This is a genomic window from uncultured Dokdonia sp. (assembly GCF_937910895.1).
Taxonomy (GTDB): Bacteria; Bacteroidota; Bacteroidia; order Flavobacteriales; family Flavobacteriaceae; genus Dokdonia.
Window position 1 is genome coordinate 1 of the sequence record NZ_CALEMI010000030.1, and the last position, 20,234, is coordinate 20,234.

General features: G+C 36.6%; 14 protein-coding genes and 1 pseudogene. 6 read left to right on the top strand and 9 right to left on the bottom strand.

Annotated elements, in window-relative coordinates; translation table 11 throughout:
* From Q0505_RS03140 to Q0505_RS03160, 5 genes and pseudogenes are all read right to left on the bottom strand, one after another.
* Positions 1-311: pseudogene (locus tag Q0505_RS03140) on the bottom strand (hypothetical protein); the annotation flags it as partial.
* A gap of 108 nt (positions 312-419) precedes the next feature.
* Complete coding sequence (locus Q0505_RS03145; RefSeq protein WP_299208677.1) at positions 420-1,859, bottom strand: hypothetical protein; 1,440 nt, start codon at positions 1,857-1,859, stop codon at positions 420-422.
* 108 nt (positions 1,860-1,967) lie between these two features.
* Positions 1,968-3,413 carry a curlin gene (locus Q0505_RS03150; protein WP_299208679.1) on the bottom strand — a complete coding sequence of 482 codons (1,446 nt, stop codon included), beginning with the start codon at positions 3,411-3,413 and terminating at the stop codon, positions 1,968-1,970.
* Between the two features lie 285 nt (positions 3,414-3,698).
* Positions 3,699-5,144: a hypothetical protein gene (locus Q0505_RS03155; protein ID WP_299208681.1), complete on the bottom strand. Its 1,446-nt coding sequence runs from the start codon at positions 5,142-5,144 to the stop codon at positions 3,699-3,701.
* A 457-nt stretch (positions 5,145-5,601) separates the two neighbouring features.
* The gene (locus Q0505_RS03160; RefSeq protein WP_299208683.1) at positions 5,602-7,785 is read right to left on the bottom strand and encodes a glutamine synthetase III; all 2,184 of its coding nucleotides are present in this window, start codon (positions 7,783-7,785) and stop codon (positions 5,602-5,604) included.
* A gap of 205 nt (positions 7,786-7,990) precedes the next feature.
* Between Q0505_RS03160 and Q0505_RS03165 the strand changes: the two genes are divergently transcribed.
* Positions 7,991-9,001, top strand: coding sequence for a glutamine synthetase beta-grasp domain-containing protein (locus tag Q0505_RS03165; RefSeq protein WP_299208685.1), 1,011 nt, complete (start codon positions 7,991-7,993; stop codon positions 8,999-9,001).
* A gap of 140 nt (positions 9,002-9,141) precedes the next feature.
* Here Q0505_RS03165 and Q0505_RS03170 read toward each other — a convergent pair whose 3' ends face one another.
* Positions 9,142-9,282 (bottom strand): hypothetical protein, encoded by a 141-nt coding sequence (locus Q0505_RS03170; RefSeq protein WP_299208687.1) that lies wholly within the window; start codon positions 9,280-9,282, stop codon positions 9,142-9,144.
* 193 nt (positions 9,283-9,475) lie between these two features.
* Positions 9,476-10,420 (bottom strand): calcium/sodium antiporter, encoded by a 945-nt coding sequence (locus Q0505_RS03175; protein WP_299208689.1) that lies wholly within the window; start codon positions 10,418-10,420, stop codon positions 9,476-9,478.
* Between the two features lie 155 nt (positions 10,421-10,575).
* On the opposite strand from Q0505_RS03175, the gene Q0505_RS03180 reads away from it, so the two are divergent.
* The 5 genes from Q0505_RS03180 to Q0505_RS03200 are packed head-to-tail and all read left to right on the top strand — an operon-like array spanning position 10,576 to position 17,678.
* Positions 10,576-12,780 carry a bifunctional (p)ppGpp synthetase/guanosine-3',5'-bis(diphosphate) 3'-pyrophosphohydrolase gene (locus tag Q0505_RS03180; protein ID WP_299208742.1) on the top strand — a complete coding sequence of 735 codons (2,205 nt, stop codon included), beginning with the start codon at positions 10,576-10,578 and terminating at the stop codon, positions 12,778-12,780.
* Between the two features lie 29 nt (positions 12,781-12,809).
* Complete coding sequence (locus Q0505_RS03185; RefSeq protein WP_299208691.1) at positions 12,810-13,262, top strand: transcriptional repressor; 453 nt, start codon at positions 12,810-12,812, stop codon at positions 13,260-13,262.
* 7 nt (positions 13,263-13,269) lie between these two features.
* Positions 13,270-14,544, top strand: coding sequence for an adenylosuccinate synthase (locus Q0505_RS03190; protein ID WP_299208693.1), 1,275 nt, complete (start codon positions 13,270-13,272; stop codon positions 14,542-14,544).
* A 43-nt stretch (positions 14,545-14,587) separates the two neighbouring features.
* Positions 14,588-16,480 carry an OstA-like protein gene (locus Q0505_RS03195; RefSeq protein ID WP_366519364.1) on the top strand — a complete coding sequence of 631 codons (1,893 nt, stop codon included), beginning with the start codon at positions 14,588-14,590 and terminating at the stop codon, positions 16,478-16,480.
* A gap of 16 nt (positions 16,481-16,496) precedes the next feature.
* Positions 16,497-17,678, top strand: coding sequence for an aspartate aminotransferase family protein (locus Q0505_RS03200; protein ID WP_299208695.1), 1,182 nt, complete (start codon positions 16,497-16,499; stop codon positions 17,676-17,678).
* Between the two features lie 219 nt (positions 17,679-17,897).
* On the opposite strand, the gene Q0505_RS03205 is transcribed toward Q0505_RS03200, so the two are convergent.
* Both Q0505_RS03205 and Q0505_RS03210 read right to left on the bottom strand, forming a co-directional pair.
* Positions 17,898-19,004 carry an OmpA family protein gene (locus tag Q0505_RS03205; RefSeq protein ID WP_299208697.1) on the bottom strand — a complete coding sequence of 369 codons (1,107 nt, stop codon included), beginning with the start codon at positions 19,002-19,004 and terminating at the stop codon, positions 17,898-17,900.
* 175 nt (positions 19,005-19,179) lie between these two features.
* Complete coding sequence (locus Q0505_RS03210; protein ID WP_299208699.1) at positions 19,180-20,199, bottom strand: GntG family PLP-dependent aldolase; 1,020 nt, start codon at positions 20,197-20,199, stop codon at positions 19,180-19,182.
* Positions 20,200-20,234: the final 35 nt, after the last annotated feature.

Consider the following 20,234-nt stretch of genomic DNA (forward strand, 5'->3'; position numbering starts at 1 on the left):
AAACCTGTTTGCTCTACTTCAGCAAGATTTAACTGTCCACTTAATGCTTGATTTCCATTTACATCTCCAGTCTGCATAACTCTTGCTAAGTTGGCGACACCATCTTGATTCGTTAATGTAGACTGCTCTGTTCCTGCTTGACGTACTTGTACGGCATTAGCAGATCCATTTTGAATACTTTCCCCTGTATTTGCGCCAGCGGCAGAACCTGGAATTTGTGCAACCTGAACTGCTTTACGAGCCCCTGTGTCTTGTGCCATTGCTACACTTGCGATAGCTAATGCAACGACACTTAAAATTACTTTTCTCATGATTTTGTTAAATTTTAGTAATAAAAATTGAGTGTTAATGAGGGATTGCTTTATATAAAAACCTCATCACAAGAACAAATCAAGTGATGAGATTTTTTGTGTTAATTATTAGTTAATAGGAGCCAAAGTAAATGATGAAACTGTATGTGGAGCAGTTACCCCTTGTGGAGTAATCTGAATAAATCCATTTTGACTTCCAGTTCCCATTGGTCCTTCTTGAAGGACATCAGCTTGGTTTCCGCCTGCTCCAGGTCCAAATTGACCTTCGTTTTGACGAATTGTATAACTTTGACCATCACGTTGTGTAAGAAGTGATACGTTAAACTCACCGTGTTGTAAAGTTCTTCCGTAACTGCCTGCTCCTGTTTGGAACATATTAGAGTTATTACCCATTCCAGCTTGAGAAACAACAGATGTGTTATCTGATCCCCACTGATCTTGTAAAGATGCATGATCAGCTCCATCTTGATTTAAGCCAGCTGCATTGTTATTACCTGTTTGCATTTGTCTTCCAACATTGTCTGTACCACCAGCCGCAAAGAAACTTTGAGAAATAAATGCAGAGTTCTCATTACCATCTTGGATTTGAGCTGCATTATTAGATCCTGCTTCTGAACTAGCTTGAGCAATAAAAGCGTCATTATCATCTCCAGATTGGTTTTGGAATGCAACACCTGATTCTGAATTCTCTACTACTAGGAAATTACCTACAGAACCATCAAAGCCAGAAACTTGACCAAATCTAGTAAGTGCGTCCGAAGAAACCGAAATCGTTCCGTTTGTACCTTGGTTAATCTGTCCTCTGTTACCTACAGACCCTTCAGCCTCTTGAATTTGCTCCGCTTTATTATTATCACCTAACTGAGTAGTTAAAGCAACGTTACGAGCATCACTTCCTCCAGCATTATCTTGCTCTACGCGAGACTCATTAGCATTTCCTGTTTGATTTACAATAGCAAATTGTCCCATACTATCTTCTGGACCTGCATTTTGACCGATTTCAGAAATGTTTCCTGTACCAGTTTGAACAGTGGACGCATCACTATTGTCATACGTCTGTAATGTATAAGCTGAGTTATCTTCTCCATCTTGCTCTATAGCAGCGTCGTTACTTTCGGCTTGATTTGCAGTTCCCTGCATAATTTGAGCTCTGTTTGCAGCTGTATCATTATCATTATTTTGATCAATCATAGCATTGTTAAAATCTCCTTCTTGATAGATAGTAGATTCGTTATTAAAACCTGTTTGCTCTACTTCAGCAAGATTTAACTGTCCACTTAATGCTTGATTTCCATTTACATCTCCAGTCTGCATAACTCTTGCTAAGTTGGCGACACCATCTTGATTCGTTAATGTAGACTGCTCTGTTCCTGCTTGACGTACTTGTACTGCGTTAGCAGATCCGTTTTGAATACTTTCTCCCGTGTTTGCCGTTGCTACAGATCCTGGGATTTGTGCAACCTGAACTGCTTTACGAGCCCCTGTATCTTGAGCCATTGCTACACTTGCGATAGCTAGAGCAACGACGCTTAAAATTACTTTTCTCATAATCTTGTTGAATTTTAGTTAAAATACTTAGTTAATATCGGGGGAATTTTTATCTATTAAAACCTCATCAAAAGAAGAGATCAAATGATGAGGTTCTTTATTAATTATCTAGTTTATAGGAGCCAATGTAAATGAACTCACAGAATGTGGTGCAGTTACTGATTGAGGACTCACTTGTATGAAAGTGTTTTGAACTCCTGTTCCAAATGGTCCTTCTTGAAGGATGTCTGCTTGGTTTCCACCAGTGCCAGCTCCGAATTGACCTTCGTTTTGACGAACTGTGTAACTCTGCCCATCGCGTTGTGTGATTAAGGCGATGTTATTTTTTCCATGCTGAATACTTTGTGCATAACTTCCATTTCCTTCTTGTAACACATTTAGGTTATTATTTCTTCCTCTTTGTGTAGAAATAGCGGTGTTATTATCACCCATTTGCCATTGAAGAGCAAGATGATCATTTCCATTTTGCATTAAGCCTGAAGTATTTCCATTTCCGTACTGTTCTTGTCTCCCTGTGTTACCATTCCCGTTTGGACTTCCGAAAGCGTTTTGAAGCATGGAAGCTGTGTTATTATCACCAGCTTGAATTTGAGCTCCATTATTAGATTCATTTGTATTTGCATATTGCCCAATAAATCCTTGGTTCCCATCACCATTTTGTTGTTGGAAAGCAACACCATTATCAGAGCCTAAAATATTGTTAGTACCTCCTGTAATAGACGGATCTAAAGCTACTGTATCAAAATAAGCCTGTTGTGATGCTGGCGTCTGAAATATTTGGTTACTCACACCTTGACTTATAACAGCGATATTCCCTGTAGATCCTTCAGCACTCTGGTTTTGCTCTGCGCTGTTGTTACTACCTGCTTGTGCAGTATATGCCATATTACGAGCATCACTTCCTGCTGCGTTGTCTTGGTTAACAAGAGATTCATTATTCTCTCCAGTCTGAGTTACAATTGCAAACTGTCCTTGACTATTTTCTGGACCTGCATTTTGGTTAATCTCAGAAGTATTTCCTACACCATTCTGAGTGGTGGCAGCATCACTATTGTCATACGTCTGTAATGTATACGCTGAGTTATCTTCTCCATCTTGCGTAATGTTGGCATCATTATTTTCTGCTTGATTAGCAGTTCCCTGCATAATCTGAGCTCTGTTTGCCGCAGTATCATTATCATTATTCTGATCAATCATTGCATTGTTAAAGTCTCCTTCTTGATAGATTGTAGATTCGTTATTGAAACCTGTTTGCTCTACTTCAGCAAGATTTAACTGTCCACTTAATGCTTGATTTCCATTTACATCTCCAGTCTGCATTACTCTTGCTAAGTTGGCAACGCCATCTTGATTCGTTAATGTTGACTGTTGTGTACCTGCTTGACGTACTTGTACGGCATTAGCAGATCCATTTTGAATACTTTCTCCAGTGTTTGCTGTGGGTGCCGATCCTGGAATTTGTGCTACTTGAACTGCTTTACGAGCCCCCGTGTCTTGAGCCATTGCTACACTTGCTATAGCTAATGCAACAACACTAAAAATTACTTTTCTCATAATTAAAAAGATTTAGTTAAAAAATATGTGAGTGAAAATAAATAGTACTTAGTAGACATACTCATACACCCTTTAATTAGGATATCAGATGCGTATACCAACATGTATTATTTACTTAATAAATGTATTTTGGGGGAGATTTTAAAATACATTATTTTTAAAAACATAACTTGTAACAATACCTTCAAGACAATAAATAATTGTCTTGAAGATTATTTGCTATTGGTTTATGATTTCATATTGTGATTTATTTGATAGCGAAGCGCTACCTAAATAAATTAATAATTAATTAATCGGAGCTAATGAAAATGTAGCTACTTGAACTGGAGCTGTTACGCCCGACGCACTGAAAGGAGTAAATCCTCTCTGTACTCCTGTACCAAGTGGTCCTTCTTGAAGAATATCTGCTTGATTTCCTCCTGCACCACCAAATTGGTTTTGGTTTTGGTAGATGCTGTAACTCTGACCATCTCTCTGTGTAAGGAAAGCCATGTTGAAATCACCATGTTGTAATGTTCTTCCGTAACTACCATCACCTTCTTGAGTAACATCTGAATAATTACCTGTCCCTCTTTGAGCGGCTACGATCGTGTTACCGTCACCAGTTTGTGACTGTACAGAAGTATGTAATCTATCATTTTGAACGATTGTTGCTGCATTATCATTACCTACTTGAGTTTGAGTAGATACATTATCAAATCCTGCATCTGGTGTTAGGTTTTGAATAGCTTGTGCTATATTACTATCTCCGCTTTGAGATTGTGCAGCGTTATTACCATCTCCAAACTGTACAATGACAGCATCATTTTCACCACCTGTTTGTGTTTGAAAAGCAACTGCATTTGTCGCTTCAAAACCAGCACCATCATCATCACCTGCAAGAGAAGGATCAAAAGCATTTACAGCGTCAAAGATATCATCCTGTCCAGCTGAATATACTGTAATGTCTCCAGAAAAACCTTGTAAAACATCTGCGGTATTTCCTGCTGCATTTCCAGAAGAAACTTGAATTTGCTCAACTGCATTTCCAATACCCGTTTGACGAGCAATAGCTACGTTACGATCTTGGTCTCCGTTTGCACCAGATTGGTTGACACGAGATTCGTTATTCATTCCTAACTGATCAACAATAGCAAAGTGTCCTTCGCTATCTTCTGGACCAGCATTCTGATTGATTTCAGATGTATTCCCTACTCCATTTTGAATCGTCCAAGCATCACTATTGTCATACGTCTGTAAAGTGTATGCAGAGTTATCTTGACCGTCTTGCTCTACAGCAGCATCATTATTTTCTGCTTGATCGGCAGTACCCTGCATGATCTGAGCTCTGTTACCCAATGATTGATCACCCGCATCATTATTTTGCTTGGTGTACGCATTGTTAAAATCTCCTTGTTGAACTGTAGTAGACTCATTATTATATCCGTCCTGATCTACTTCTGCTAAGTTTAATTGACCACTTAGCGCTTGATTTCCGTTGACATTACCCGTTTGCATAAGTCTAGCTAAGTTGCTAGTCCCATCTTGGTTTGTTAATACAGATTGTTCTGTTCCAGCTTGACGTACTTGAACAGCATTGCTGGATCCATTTTGAATGGACTCTCCCGTATTTGCTCCTGCTGCTGATCCAGGAATTTGTGCTACTTGCACTGCTTTTTGAGCTCCTGTGTCTTGGGCATAGATACCAACACTAAATGTTAGCGCAATCGCGCTTACCAATAATTTTTTCATAATAAAAGTAGTAGTTAAAATTTTTATAAATTAAAATTGCTAACAACTGACTTTCAAAATAAACACTCAACAACTTACATATACAGAATTGACTATATAAAAAAGAAGTTTTGTTACTAATTATAATATGGGGTATTATATGTATTTTAAGGGGGAGAAATGTAAAATACTACTGCTAAATTATATAAATAAAGACCACTAAACAAACTGTAATAACAACTTTTCGATCAAGTGTACATTGCTATTTTTACCTATTTAGTATGATTCCCTCTAAAAACAATACTTTACATCAAAAAGAAAAATAGTAGATTTTCTTTACTCAAAAAACACTGTAAGTAATATCCTACGTACATATACGTGTTATATGTATTTTTTTTAATAAAAAATGTACAAGCTACAATTATGATGAGGAAAAAACAATATTAAATCACTAAAAATCAAATATTTAATTTAATTTCTAATTAATAAACAATAACTCTCTATATTTTGGCAAAGGCCATAACTCATCTTCTACTAATAGCTCCAATTTATCACAATGACGTCTTATTTTATCTAAATAAGGAAGAACCTTACCACAATAAGCTTTAGATTTTGGAACTAATTTCATTTGATTTGCTTTTTTTCGAGCTTCTGTCATTTCTGTAATACACGCATTTAAAGCATCTATATGTCCTGAAATTTCTTTTATAATAAGTGATTGCTCTTTTGCTAAAACCTTATAATCATCTCCATAAATATCTTTTAATCCTTTTACATTCACAATAAGTACGTTTTGATACCGCAATGCAGTTGGAATAATATGATTACGAGCAACATCCCCTAATACCCTACTCTCAATTTGAACTCTTTTTATATATTCTTCAATTTCTATCTCATACCGGGCTTGTATCTCTACAGCATTCATAATTTGTAAGGATTCAAATAAAGCAATTGCTCGAGGCGAAATTTTCTCATCCAACGCATCTGGTGTATTCCTATGATGGCTCAATCTTCTTTTTTTTGCTTCTTTCTCCCAAGCCTCGCCATAGCCATCTCCTTCAAATCGAATGTTTTTACTCTCTTTAATATATTCTCGTAAGACATTAAAAATAGCATCATCTTTTTTCATAGAAGATTCATTAATAAGTACATCCACTTCTTTTTTGAAAGCTTTTAACTGACTCGCAACTATCGCATTAAGTACTGTCATGGGATGTGCACAATTTGCTGTTGCTCCCACCGCTCTAAACTCAAATTTATTTCCTGTAAATGCAAAAGGGGATGTCCTGTTACGGTCTGTATTATCCAATAAGATTTCTGGAATTTTCCCTACAACATTTAGTTTTAAATCGGTTTTTTCCTGAGGAGATAATTTTCCATCTGTTACTTTTTCAAGCTCATCTAGTACTTGTGTAAGTTGTGATCCTATAAATACAGATAAAATTCCTGGAGGTGCTTCATTGGCTCCGAGTCTATGGTCGTTTCCGGCACTTGAGATAGAAGCTCTCAATAGTGCTTCATAGGAATGAACCGCTTTAATCGTGTTTATAAAAAAGGTGAGGAATTGTAAATTTTTCATAGGGGTTGTTCCTGGACTTAACAGATTGATTCCAGTATCTGTTGCCAACGACCAATTATTGTGTTTCCCACTACCGTTTACTCCTGCAAAGGGTTTTTCATGAAATAATACTTTAAAATAATGACGCTCTGCTACTTTCTCCATCACATCCATAAGTAGCGAATTATGGTCTACTGCTAGATTGACTTCTTCAAAAATGGGTGCTATCTCAAACTGATTAGGAGCCACTTCATTATGTCTTGTTTTAATCGGAATACCAAGAACCAAACATTCTTGTTCCAGATGTTTCAGATATGTAAGTACGCGTGTAGGAATAGAACCAAAATAATGGTCATCAAGTTGTTGTCCTTTCGCGGAAGCGTGCCCTAAAAGCGTTCTTCCAGTTAAGGTAATATCTGGACGAGCCGCTGCTAACGCACTATCAATAAGAAAGAACTCTTGCTCCCATCCTAAAGTTCCGTGAACTTTACTAACATTTTTATCAAAATAACGAGCAACATCTGTTGCAGCTACATCAATCTCTTGCAATGCTTTTAATAAAGGGGTTTTATAATCTAATGCTTCTCCTGTATAAGCTACAAAAACGGTTGGAATACATAATGTGGTATCATAAATAAAGGCAGGAGAGGTAGGATCCCAAGCGGTATACCCTCTTGCTTCAAATGTATTACGTATACCACCATTGGGAAAACTAGAAGCATCTGGTTCTTGTTGTACCAATTGTGCGCCATCAAATTTTTCAATGACATGACCATCTGTTGTTATTTCAAAAAAGGCATCATGTTTTTCGGCAGTTGCGCCTGTAAGGGGTTGAAACCAATGCGTATAATGGGTAGCTCCTTTATCTAACGCCCAAGTTTTCATTCCTGTAGCTACAGCATCTGCTGTAATACGATCTATTTTCTTTCCTTTATGTATGGCTTCTATGACATTTTCAAAAGCTGATTTAGGGAGATGTTGACGCATTGCTTGTTCTCCAAATACATTCATGTTATAGGACAAAGATCTACGACCTTCTTCTTTTGGGAGTTGAACAGAACGATGTTGTACATCTTGAAGCGCTTGAAATCTAAGGATAGGCATGGGTATAGATTTAGAAAATTAGAATCTTACATTATAAGAAACAAATATACGAGTATTTGAAAAATAATAGACAATTATCACCTACCCCCTACTTTTTTAGGGGTGTTAATAAATAATATTAAATTTTTAATAATTACCCCCTAAAAAAATATACACGTTACATATTAATTATATATTTGCACCGTAATTAAAAAAATATGCCATTATGAGCAGGTCAAAACTAGAATACATTTGGTTAGACGGGTACACACCCACACAAAACATGAGAAGTAAAACTAAAGTGGTAGAAGACTTTAGCGGAAAATTAGAAGACTGTCCTGTATGGTCTTTTGACGGTTCTTCCACAAGGCAAGCTTCTGGTGGAGCTTCAGATTGTCTTCTTAAGCCAGTTGCTATTTACCCAGATCCACAACGTGAGAATGGATACCTTGTCATGACGGAGGTATTAAGCGCAGATGGAACGCCACATCCTTCAAATCACAGAGCAAATATTGACGATAATGATAATGATTTCTGGTTTGGATTTGAGCAAGAGTACTTTATTATGGATACTGCCACACAATTACCATTAGGATTTCCTATTGGTGGCTATCCTGGTCCTCAGGGAATGTATTACTGTTCTGTAGGTGGTAGAAATACACACGGGCGTGATTTTGTCGAAGAGCATGCAGATTTATGTATTGCTGCTGGTCTTAATTTTGAAGGAATCAATCAAGAGGTTGCTTCTGGACAATGGGAATTCCAATTATTTGCCAAAGGAGCTAAAAAAGCTGGTGATGAGATTTGGATTGCCCGCTATTTATTAGATCGACTTACAGAGCAATATGGTTGGTATATTGAGTACCATCCAAAACCAGTAAAAGGAGACTGGAATGGATCTGGTATGCATGCCAACTTTTCAAATACGACATTAAGAACATGCGGTTCTGAAGAAATATATAATAAAATATGTGAAGCATTTCGCCCTGTTACCGAAGAGCATATTGCGGTATATGGAGCATATAATGATCAACGTTTAACAGGTCTTCACGAGACTGCATCTATTCATGACTTTAGTTATGGAGTGTCCGATCGTGGAGCATCTATTCGTATTCCTATTATCACTGTAGAGCAAGGATGGAAAGGATGGTTGGAAGACCGTCGTCCTGCATCAAATGCAGATCCATATAAAGTAGCTGGTCGTATCGTGACTACTGTAAAAAGCGCAAAAGTATAATTAGTTATTTATTGTGTATTTAATTCTTAAACTCCTGTTAGATACTATCTAACAGGAGTTTTTTTGTATCGTACGCTTTCGCGAAAGCGTATAAAGAAAAACCAACGATTAAAAAGATGTGTAGCTAATAGCAACTTTCTTTAATCAATCTCTTTGGAATAGATTTTTATTTCATCTCCATTCACTCCGTATCCTTTTGAATTATAGTTCCACCCTTTTTCCTTATAAAAACCACGTAAATCTATAGAGAGAGGTACCATGTCAAATCCTTTTTTTGACAAACCAAAGTGCGTGCTGTATCAGTTTTTTTTTGCGAATCTCTGATTTCTATAGTTTTCATCTACATATAAGCACGCAAACCAAGGCTTAGATCTTGCCTACTGATCATATCATTACTTAATAAGGTTTTCTAATAGATTCCCACTTTGTTTAATAATGATATTTACATTTTTTCTAATTACTATGCAAGCAACCTTACAAAAACGTAAGCCCTACAAAGACGATATAAGCAACAAACAAGACCAGTCCTTTATATCTTGACAATTCTAAACGTTTCGGAATAAAGGCTAATGGTAATAGAATAGCTGCAAAACCAATCATCCAGAAAATATTGGTAGATAAAATTGCATCATCTATCACTGCGATAGGTTTTATTATCGCGGTAACTCCTAAAACAGATGCAATATTAAAAATATTAGAACCAATGAGGTTTCCTAAGGAAATCGCTTTCTCTTTTTTAAGAGCTGCAATCACAGATGCTGCCAACTCTGGTACACTAGTCCCAATGGCAATTACCGTTACAGAAATTACATAATCGCTCACGCCTACTGCCTTTGCAAGTTGTGTTGCCCCTTTAACTAGCCATTCCGAACCAAAATACAAAGCAGCTCCTCCGATGGCAAGCCATATAAAAATTTTAAAATAAGAGCTTTCTGCAAGTCCGTCATCTACACCATCTTCATTCACTTCTTTCTTTTTACGAGCTCTGCGGATAAGTACAAAAAGATAAACAAACAGGCAAGTGATCAATCCAATCCCTTCTACTTGAGTAAGCATTTTATCATTACTTAACAAGAAATAGAGTGCGATAGAAAACAAGAGCATTACTGGCCAATTAAAGCGATAAAAATCACGATCTACTGTAAGTGAAGAGATAATCGCTGTAATCCCTAATACCATTCCTATATTTGCAATATTAGAGCCTATTACGTTCCCAAGAGCAATATCAGAAAGTCCATTGTATGCTGCTTGCAAACTTACCAAAAGTTCTGGTGCTGAGGTGGCAAAAGAAACTACCGTAAGTCCAATGACCATTTTAGAGAGCTTAAGCTTAAATGACAATCCTACAGAAGAACGCACTAAAAATTCCCCACCTACGACCAATAATAACAATCCTATAAGGACATAAAAAATACTCATGCAATTGATTTTTTGACGAAGATAATAAATAGTAATCTTGCTTTATATATCAAAAAATAATGTTTTTTCACTTTGTAAATGACATTGTTAATAAGGGAATACTTTTTGCTTTGTCTATTTCATATAAAACAGTACATTAGTTACATTATATGGAGCTGACAAAAGAGTACATAGAAGCTGAGAATAAAGAACTCACTCGCCAATATAAAAAACTACTACGCATAAGCTATCAAATGCTTACAACTGAGGATAAGAAAATGATCCGAAAGGCTTTTGATATTGCTGTAGATGCGCATAAAAATCAACGTCGTAAATCGGGAGAAGCTTATATATTTCACCCACTAGCCGTAGCACAAATAGTCGCAAGTGAGATAGGGCTAGATGCAACTTCTATTGCTGCTGCTCTCCTACATGATGTGGTTGAAGATACGGAATATACGCTTGCCGATATCGAACAACTTTTTGGAGAAACCGTTACTCGCATCGTTGATGGGTTGACCAAGATTTCTAATTTGAAAAAAGATAGGGATGTTTCGCTACAGGCAGAAAATTTCCGTAAAATGCTATTGACTATTAATGATGATCCTAGGGTGATCATTATTAAAATAGCAGATCGTTTACACAATATGCAAACGATGGATGCTATGCGACCTGACAAACAAGCAAAAATTTCTAGCGAAACCCTCTATATTTATGCACCACTTGCGCATAGAATGGGCCTTTATAACATCAAAACAGAACTTGAAGACTTAAGTTTGAAATACACAGAGCCAGATGTGTATAATGACATTAGGGATAAGATAAAAGAAAGTAAAGAAGAGCAAGATAAATATATAAAGGATTTCAAAAAAGTAATTGAAGATTCTCTCAATTTAGAAGGGTTAGAATATCAAATAAAAGGACGCCCTAAGTCTATTTACAGTATCCGACGTAAAATCATGAATCAAGGCATAAGCTTTGAAGAAATCTATGACAAATTTGCGATTCGTATTATATACAAAAGTGACGTTGCCAATGAGAAATTTTTAGCTTGGAAGATCTACTCTATCGTTACAGATCACTTTAGACCTAATCCCACCCGTTTAAGAGATTGGATATCTTCTCCTAAATCAACTGGGTATGAAGCACTTCATATTACCGTGATGGGTCTTAAAGGAAGATGGGTAGAAGTTCAAATACGTTCTGAACGTATGAATGAAATCGCCGAAAAAGGATATGCAGCGCATTTCAAATACAAACAAGGCGATGATGGAGATAAAGGTCTAGATGAATGGATAAGTAGATTACAAGAGGCATTAGAAAATCCAGATACCAATGCAGTTGATTTTGTAGAAAATTTCAAACTTAATTTATACAATAAAGAGATTTTTGTGTTTACGCCTCAGGGAGATCTCAAATCATTACCCAAAGGCGCTACTCCTTTAGATTTTGCTTTTAGTGTTCATACCGAAGTAGGACTACACACTAGAGGAGCTCGTGTCAATGGAAAACTGGTACCACTAAGTCACGAATTAAAAAGTGGCGATCAGGTAGAAGTCATTACTTCTGATCAAGCAAAGCCTACAAACAACTGGTTAGATTATGCTACAACAGCCAGAGCAAGAGCAAAGATCAAATCATCCTTAAAGGATGAAAAAAAAGAAATGGCTTCAGAAGGAAAAGTCATTCTTGCGCGAAAGCTAAAATCTCAAAAAATCCAACTCAACGAGAGAACAATTAATGAACTTGTATCTTATTTTAAGCTAGGTACCAGTTTAGATCTTTTTTATCGTGTTGGGATCGGGGCTATTGATAATAAAATGATCAAAGAGTTTGCGACACAACGCAGTAATGCTTTTGTGAGCTTCTTTAAGAATAAAATAAGAAAACCTACTACGGTAGAAGATGTAGATCGTGATGAGATTACAAATAAATATGATGATCTTGTATTTGGTGTAGATGAGCAACAACTAGACTATAAATTTTCTAACTGCTGTAATCCAATTCCTGGGGATCCTGTATTTGGTTTTACAACCATTAATGAAGGGATCAAAGTGCATAAAAATAATTGCCCTAATGCCATCTCCATGCGAAGTAAATATGCATACCGAGTGATCCCTGCAAAATGGATAGATTCAAGTGCACAAGGACATAAAGTAGATATTAGACTTACAGGGATAGATGTATTAGGACTTGTAAATGAAGTGACCAAAGAGATATCTCATCACATGCACGTAAATATAAAAGGCATTAGTTTTACTACAAATGGGGGTATCTTTAACGGAAATATTACGGTCGTTGTGCAAAACAATGAGCATCTTAAAAAGTTAATGGATAATCTTAAAAAAATCAATGGAATTGACAAAGTCACTCGAGTATAATTCCGTAACTTTACATCTTTAATAGCACTATGAGTGTAAATTCTACAATAAACAAAGATCAAGAAGTTGTAAAGAATGTTTTTACAACATACTTAGAAGAAAAAGGACATCGTAAAACCCCTGAGCGGTACGCTATATTACAGGAAATTTACAACAACGATGAGCACTTTGATATAGAGTCTCTTTATATCAACATGAAGAATAAAAACTATCGTGTAAGCCGTGCTACTCTTTACAATACTATAGAACTTTTATTGGAATGTGGATTGGTACGTAAGCATCAATTTGGGAACACACAGGCTCAATATGAGAAATCGTATTTTGACAAGCAACATGACCATGTGATTTTGTCAACAGGCGAAGTGATTGAATTTTGTGATCCACGGATTCAAGCTATTAAAAAAACGATTGAAGAAGTTTTTGATATCACTATAGACAAACACTCTCTTTACTTTTACGGAAAGAAAAACACCTCTAATTAATATACGAATGGCAGTAGACTTACTACTAGGGCTCCAATGGGGCGACGAAGGAAAAGGAAAAATTGTAGACGTACTCACTAAAGATTATGACATCATCGCTAGATTTCAAGGCGGTCCTAATGCAGGACACACCTTAGAATTTGATGGGATCAAGCACGTTTTACATACTATTCCTTCTGGAATTTTTCACGACAATGCGATGAATATCATAGGAAACGGCGTTGTTATTGATCCTGTAATTTTTAGAAGAGAATTACAAAACCTAGATAAGTTTGAAGGGCTTGATTATGTCTCAAAAATATTGATTTCGCGTAAAGCGCACTTAATCCTTCCTACACATCGTTTGCTAGATGCAGCTTCTGAAGCTTCAAAAGGTAAAGCAAAAATAGGATCTACTCTTAAAGGGATTGGTCCAACCTATATGGACAAGACAGGTCGCAACGGAATACGTGTTGGAGATCTAGAACTAGCTGACTGGAAAGATAGATATACATCGTTGCGTGATAAGCATATTTCTATGATTGATTTCTACGATGCCAAAATAGAATATAACTTACAGGAACTTGAAGCAGAGTTTTTTGATGCTATTAAAGTATTAAAAAAGCTTAAATTCATAGATTCTGAAGAATATTTACACCAAGCTCAGAAATCAGGAAAAACCATTCTTGCCGAAGGAGCTCAAGGATCGTTACTAGATATTGATTTTGGAACCTATCCGTATGTAACTTCTTCAAACACCACAGCCGCTGGTGCTTGTACAGGATTAGGAATTGCACCTAACAAAATAGGTGAGGTTTTTGGAATATTTAAAGCTTATACCACGCGTGTGGGTTCAGGTCCTTTTCCAACAGAACTTTTTGATGCTGATGGAGAGACCATGGGACGTGTAGGTAATGAGTTTGGAGCCACCACTGGACGTCCACGTCGTTGTGGATGGCTAGACCTTGTCGCACTAAGATATGCCGTACAAGTGAATGGTGTGACACAATTAATGATGATGAAAGGTGATGTACTTTCTGGATTTGACACCCTAAAAGTATGTACTTCTTACAAATACAAAGGAAAAACAATTGAGCACTTCCCTTATAATATCGAACCAGAAAATGTAGAAGTCGTCTACAAAGAAATGAAGGGTTGGAAAGAAGACTTAACAGGTATGACCGAAGCTTCTCAATTGCCAAAAGCTCTCAATGAATACATAGATTTTCTTGAAAAAGAATTAGAAACTCCTATCAAAATTGTTTCTGTAGGACCCGATCGTACACAAACGATCTTGAGATAGGTGCAGCATCGATACAAAACTAGAAACCCGCAATCATCATACATTGCGGGTTTTTTATAGAATAGCACCTTTTGACACTTCGTTAACGCTTTCAGAAATCAATTTGTTTATTTTTGCTATCATGCATATCAAAAAATACATACTTACGGTTGTTATTGCTTTTTTTGCTTTCGCGAAAGCGTACACACAAGAACGTAAAGAAATTGATATCACCTCTGATGTCTCTAGGATAGACGAAGCAAACTATCCTGGCGCCTTTATTATGAATAAAAGCACCAAACAAGTATATATTATTCATGAAGGTATTGAGATGTGGTGTGACCTTGCCTTTCATTACAAAGATGAGAACTTTGTAAGGGCTTTGGGAAATGTAAAAATAAAACAAGGAGATTCTGTATCCATGCGAAGTCGGTATGCCGAGTATAATGGAAATACAAAATTTGCATTTGCCGCAGGAAACGTATGGCTTAAGAAAGATACGACGGTGGTCACTACAGATACGATGTACTTTGATCGAATCAAACAAGAATCGTATTATCGTACAGGAGGTGTTGTCACCTCTCCAAATAGTAAAATTACCAGTCGCATAGGTCGCTATTACTTAGAAGAAGATAAAATATCATTTATAAGTGATGTCGTAGTGACCAATCCTGAATATGTCATCAACAGTGAGCAATTAGATTTTTATAGTGAGACAGAACACGCGTATCTCTATGGACCTACTACTATTACAAGTGAAACCTCAAAAGTATATTGTGAACGAGGATTTTATGACACCAAAAATGATTATGGCTATTTTGTAAAAAACTCGCGTATAGATTATGATAATAGGCAAGTGTATGGGGATAGTCTTTATTTTGACAGAACAATCAATTTTGCCAGTGCCACCAATAACATTAGAGTTAAAGATACTTTAAACAAAAGCCTCATCAAAGGTCATTATGCTGAGGTCTACAGAGCCAAAGATTCTGTATTCATTACAAAGCGAGCGGTTGCTATTACAGAGCAAGAAGGCGATTCTATCTATATACACGGAGATAAATTGATTATTACAGGGAAGCCAGAAAATAGAATTGTACGAGGATTTTACGACGTACGTATGTTTAAAAGTGATATGAGTGGCAAATGTGACTCCATACACGTCAATCAAAAAACGGGGCTTACCAAGATGATCCGCAGACCTATTTTATGGAGTGATGAAAATCAAATCACAGGAGATAGTATCCATCTTGTGAATAATGTGGTCACAGAAAAACTAGATTCTTTAAAGGTTTTTGACAATGCATTTATTATACAAAAAGATTCTATAGATGGGTATAATCAGGTAAAAGGACAAAAACTCTACGGTTTCTTTAATAAAGAAAATCAGCTTGACTCTGTCAATATTCTCAATAATGCAGAAAGCATTGTGTATATGCGAGAAGAAAGTGGAGCCTTACAAGGGATTGATAAAAGTAAATCTGCTTCTATCACCATTCTTTTTGTAGATAAAGCGATAGATGAAGTGATTAAGTATAAAAATCCAGGAGGTAATATATGGCCAGAATCTCAATTTATACAACAACAGCAAACCTTTGATAATTTTGAATGGCGTGGTGATGAACGTCTATTAAGTAAAGAAGATATTTTTAAAGGAGAGCCTCCATTTACACTCACAAAAATACAAGGGATTCCGTTACCAATAATAGACAGTGATTTTTTTGAAGAATCTGAAGAAGGAGAGCTCGAGACGCCAAGTGCTTCTAACCTTACTGAGAAAGAGCTATCCAATCGAGAAGAAGACAAACCAAAACTAGGCACCGAAGAAGAAGATGAAGTCACAAAGCGCCAAAGAGAATATCTAATTAATAGAAATAAGGCGACATCTTCTACAAAAGAAAATAAAACTCCAAGTCTTTTAGATCCAAAAAAGAAAAAAAAGAAAGGAGGAGGATAATCGCTATACTTAATTTATGAAATCTGATTTTCTAAAATATCAAGCACAAACAACACCTCATCCTTTAAGTTTTGAAGTTGATCGTGCAGAAGGAAGCTATATCTATCATAAAAATGGAAAGAGATATCTAGACTTTATAGCGGGAGTTTCTGCCTGTAGTTTAGGACATCAACACCCTAGAGTAAAAGCGGCGATTCATAAACAAGTAGACTCCTATCTTCATGTCATGGTCTATGGAGAATATGCGCAGGAAGCACCTGTACAATTATCAAAACTATTAGCTTCACTCCTACCAGATTCTTTAAATAGCACCTATTTGGTAAATAGTGGTACCGAAGCTATTGATGGTGCCATTAAATTAGCTCGAAGAGTAACAGGGCGTACAGAAATTATTGCAGCACTAGACGCCTATCACGGAAATTCTTATGGAGCATTAAGTCTCATGAGTTTAGAAGAACGTGTGGCTCCCTTCAGACCTGTCATAGGTGACATTGCTTTTATCAAATTTAACTGCGAGAAATACTTAGAACGGATCACTACCAAAACAGCTGCTGTTGTTTTGGAAACCATACAAGGAGGTGCTGGTTTTATTGAACCGCAACGTGACTTTTTAAAAAAAGTGAAAGCACGTTGTCAAGCAGTCGGAGCCTTACTCGTTCTTGACGAAATCCAACCAGGTTTTGGACGTACAGGAAAACTTTTTGGTTTTGAGCATTATAATGTTGTACCTGATATTTTAGTCATGGGAAAAGGCATGGGAGGTGGAATGCCTATTGGTGCTTTTACCGCTTCATACGAAAATATGCGCTTATTATCAGACAATCCTAAGTTAGGTCATATTACTACCTTTGGAGGGCATCCTGTTATTGCGGCGGCGGCATTGGCTACTCTACAAGAGATTACAGAAACCACTCTTATAGAAGATACGCTCAAAAAAGAACAGCTTTTCCGAACATTGTTAGTACATCCACTACTTACCGAGATACGAGGAAAAGGACTTATGTTAGCAGTATTGACACCTAGTGCTGAGGTTACATCACAAGTTATTTTAAAATGTCAAGAAAAAGGTCTTATTTTATTTTGGTTACTCTTTGAAGGCAGAGCTATCCGGATCACGCCTCCCCTAACGATTTCTGAAGATGAGATCCGTGAAGGGTGTGCTATATTAGTAAACGTATTGGATCAAATCAATATGTAAATTCTCTATAGTATTAGTTTCTTAAAACATACTTTATACGCTTTCAAGGAGTGTAACTATGTAGAAGTTTATACTGAGCTAAGTTAGAAGTAAGAAAGCGTACTAAGAAAAAATACTCTTTGTCAGGAGATTACTTTATGCTAATTGTTGTAAATATAAAAGACGTTTCAGTTAAGAAACGTCTTTTTTTATTTGGTTAAGTGTGTGTAATAAATACGATTAGTTATTTATCAAACGGAATTCTGTTCTTCTGTTTGCAGCATGCTCACGCTCTGTACAAGAAACTCCATCAGCACATCTATTTTTAAGTCTGCGCTCTCCGAATCCATTAGCAACTAGTAAGCTATTATTAATTCCTTTAGAAATTAAGTAATTAGCAACCGATTGTGCACGACGCTCAGAAAGGTCTTGGTTGGCAGCATTGTTACCTCTAGAATCAGTATGTGAAGCGATCTCTAATTTTACCCCTGGGTTTTGAGCTAATAATGGTAATAAACGAGTATCGATAATTCTTTTAGCTTCAGAAGTTAATGTAGCACTGTTTAAGTTCCAGTTAATTGGAAGCGCTTGGTACTCAACAAGAGCACACTCTACTTCTCTCCAAGTAGTTAATCCTCCTTTTTGTTTAAGAACTTCTTTAGATACTGTTGTAAATGTTGCAGCTACCACTACTTCTGTAGTAGATGCGTCTTTTACAAGTACTGTTTTAGTAATATTAGCATATTCTGCTGGAATCACTTCTTCTACTACACGAGCGGGTTGATCAACAACTCTTTTAGTATAGGTAGCATCTTTAGTACTTCCTGGTGTAGATTGCACAGCGGCATCAGCAGCAAGTACACGTGTAGGAATTGTTTCATATTCTGCTGGATATCCTTTGTAACACCAGTAACGACAATCGTCAGGATTACTAGAAGCACAATCAGGAGCTGGTGCACCCAATTCCCACTGCGCATAGGCAGACTTGGTTTCAATAGTTTCTGATGCATTTGCAAAAGAAGCGGGTACTATTCTTAAAGAAGAACCAGTCGTACTTTTAAGATATGATACTGTTTCTGTTTTATACGTAGCTGGTATTACTTTAAGACGCTTAGAAGCTTCTTTTACTAATACACTCTCTGTCTGAGTTTCGTATTGGGCAGGAACCACTTTAAGTACTTTGTAAGCAGGTGTCTTTTGAACTTGTACTGTTTGTGTTTCATAAATATCAGGAGTAGTACAACGTACATAACACTTTCCTGGTTCTGGGTTTGCTGGTAAATCCTGAGCTTGTGTAGAAGCAAAGGCTAAACCGAAAACAGAACATAATAATAAAATTTTCTTCATAATTGATAGTTTAAAGTTAACGTGTTGGTAATCATATTTGAATACAAAAGTATATGATTCATTTTAACACATTCAACTTCCAATTTAAGAAAGCTTTAACATAGACAAAAAACACAAAAACACAGACAAAAAACACAAATAAAATATTTTCTGACTCAGAAAATCATAATCTTTACTATAATTTTCTTAAAACTGATAGAAAATGATCGTGTTGAGCATCGGTGTAATCTAAGTGAGTTACAATTCTTAATTTCCCTTGTCCCATATCACTTATTGATATATGCTCATTGGATAGTGCATCCATAAATTTTTGTTTGGAAGGCCCTTCTACAAGATTAAATATCACAATATTAGTATCGATAGCTTCGACAGAAGCAACAGCATCCATCAATGCTAACTGAGCACCAAGCTCTTTTGCTCTTTGATGATCAATGTGCATTCTATCTATATGATGATCTAGTGCGTAAATACCCGCTGCTGCCATATACCCACCTTGACGCATACCACCACCTAATATCTTACGTACGCGAATGGCTTTATCCATAAATCGCTGTTTCCCTACTAAGACAGATCCCATAGGAGCTCCTAGGCCTTTAGATAAACATACAGAAATCGTATCAAAAACGTTTCCGTAGTCCTTAGGATTTTCGCTATTAGCCACCATGGCATTCCATAAACGAGCACCATCTAAATGAAGTCCTAGATTATGCTGGTCACATACGGTTCTAATTTTTTTGATTTCTTCAAAATCATAACAAGCACCTCCACCTTTATTTGTTGTGTTTTCCAAACATACTAAAGTAGTCAGCGGACTATGGTAAAAATCGGGTGGATTAATAGCTTCCTCTACTTGTGAAGCAGTGATCATCCCTCGATGACCCGATAGCAGTTTACAAGAAACTCCGCTATTAAAAGAGACACCACCTCCTTCATAATTATACACGTGTGCGTAGGCATCGGCTATTAATTGTTCTCCAGGTTGTGTGTGAATTTTTATAGCGGCTTGATTGGTCATACTCCCTGTCGGGAAATACAACGCACTATCCATCCCAAACAGTTCAGCAATTCGACGCTCTAATTCGTTTACAGTTGGATCTTCTTTATATACATCATCTCCGACTTCTGCCTTCATCATAAAATCAAGCATTTCTGGGGTAGGCTTGGTAAGCGTATCTGATCTTAAATCTATTTTCATAAAAAATATAGCAATTGATTATTTGTGGAATACTT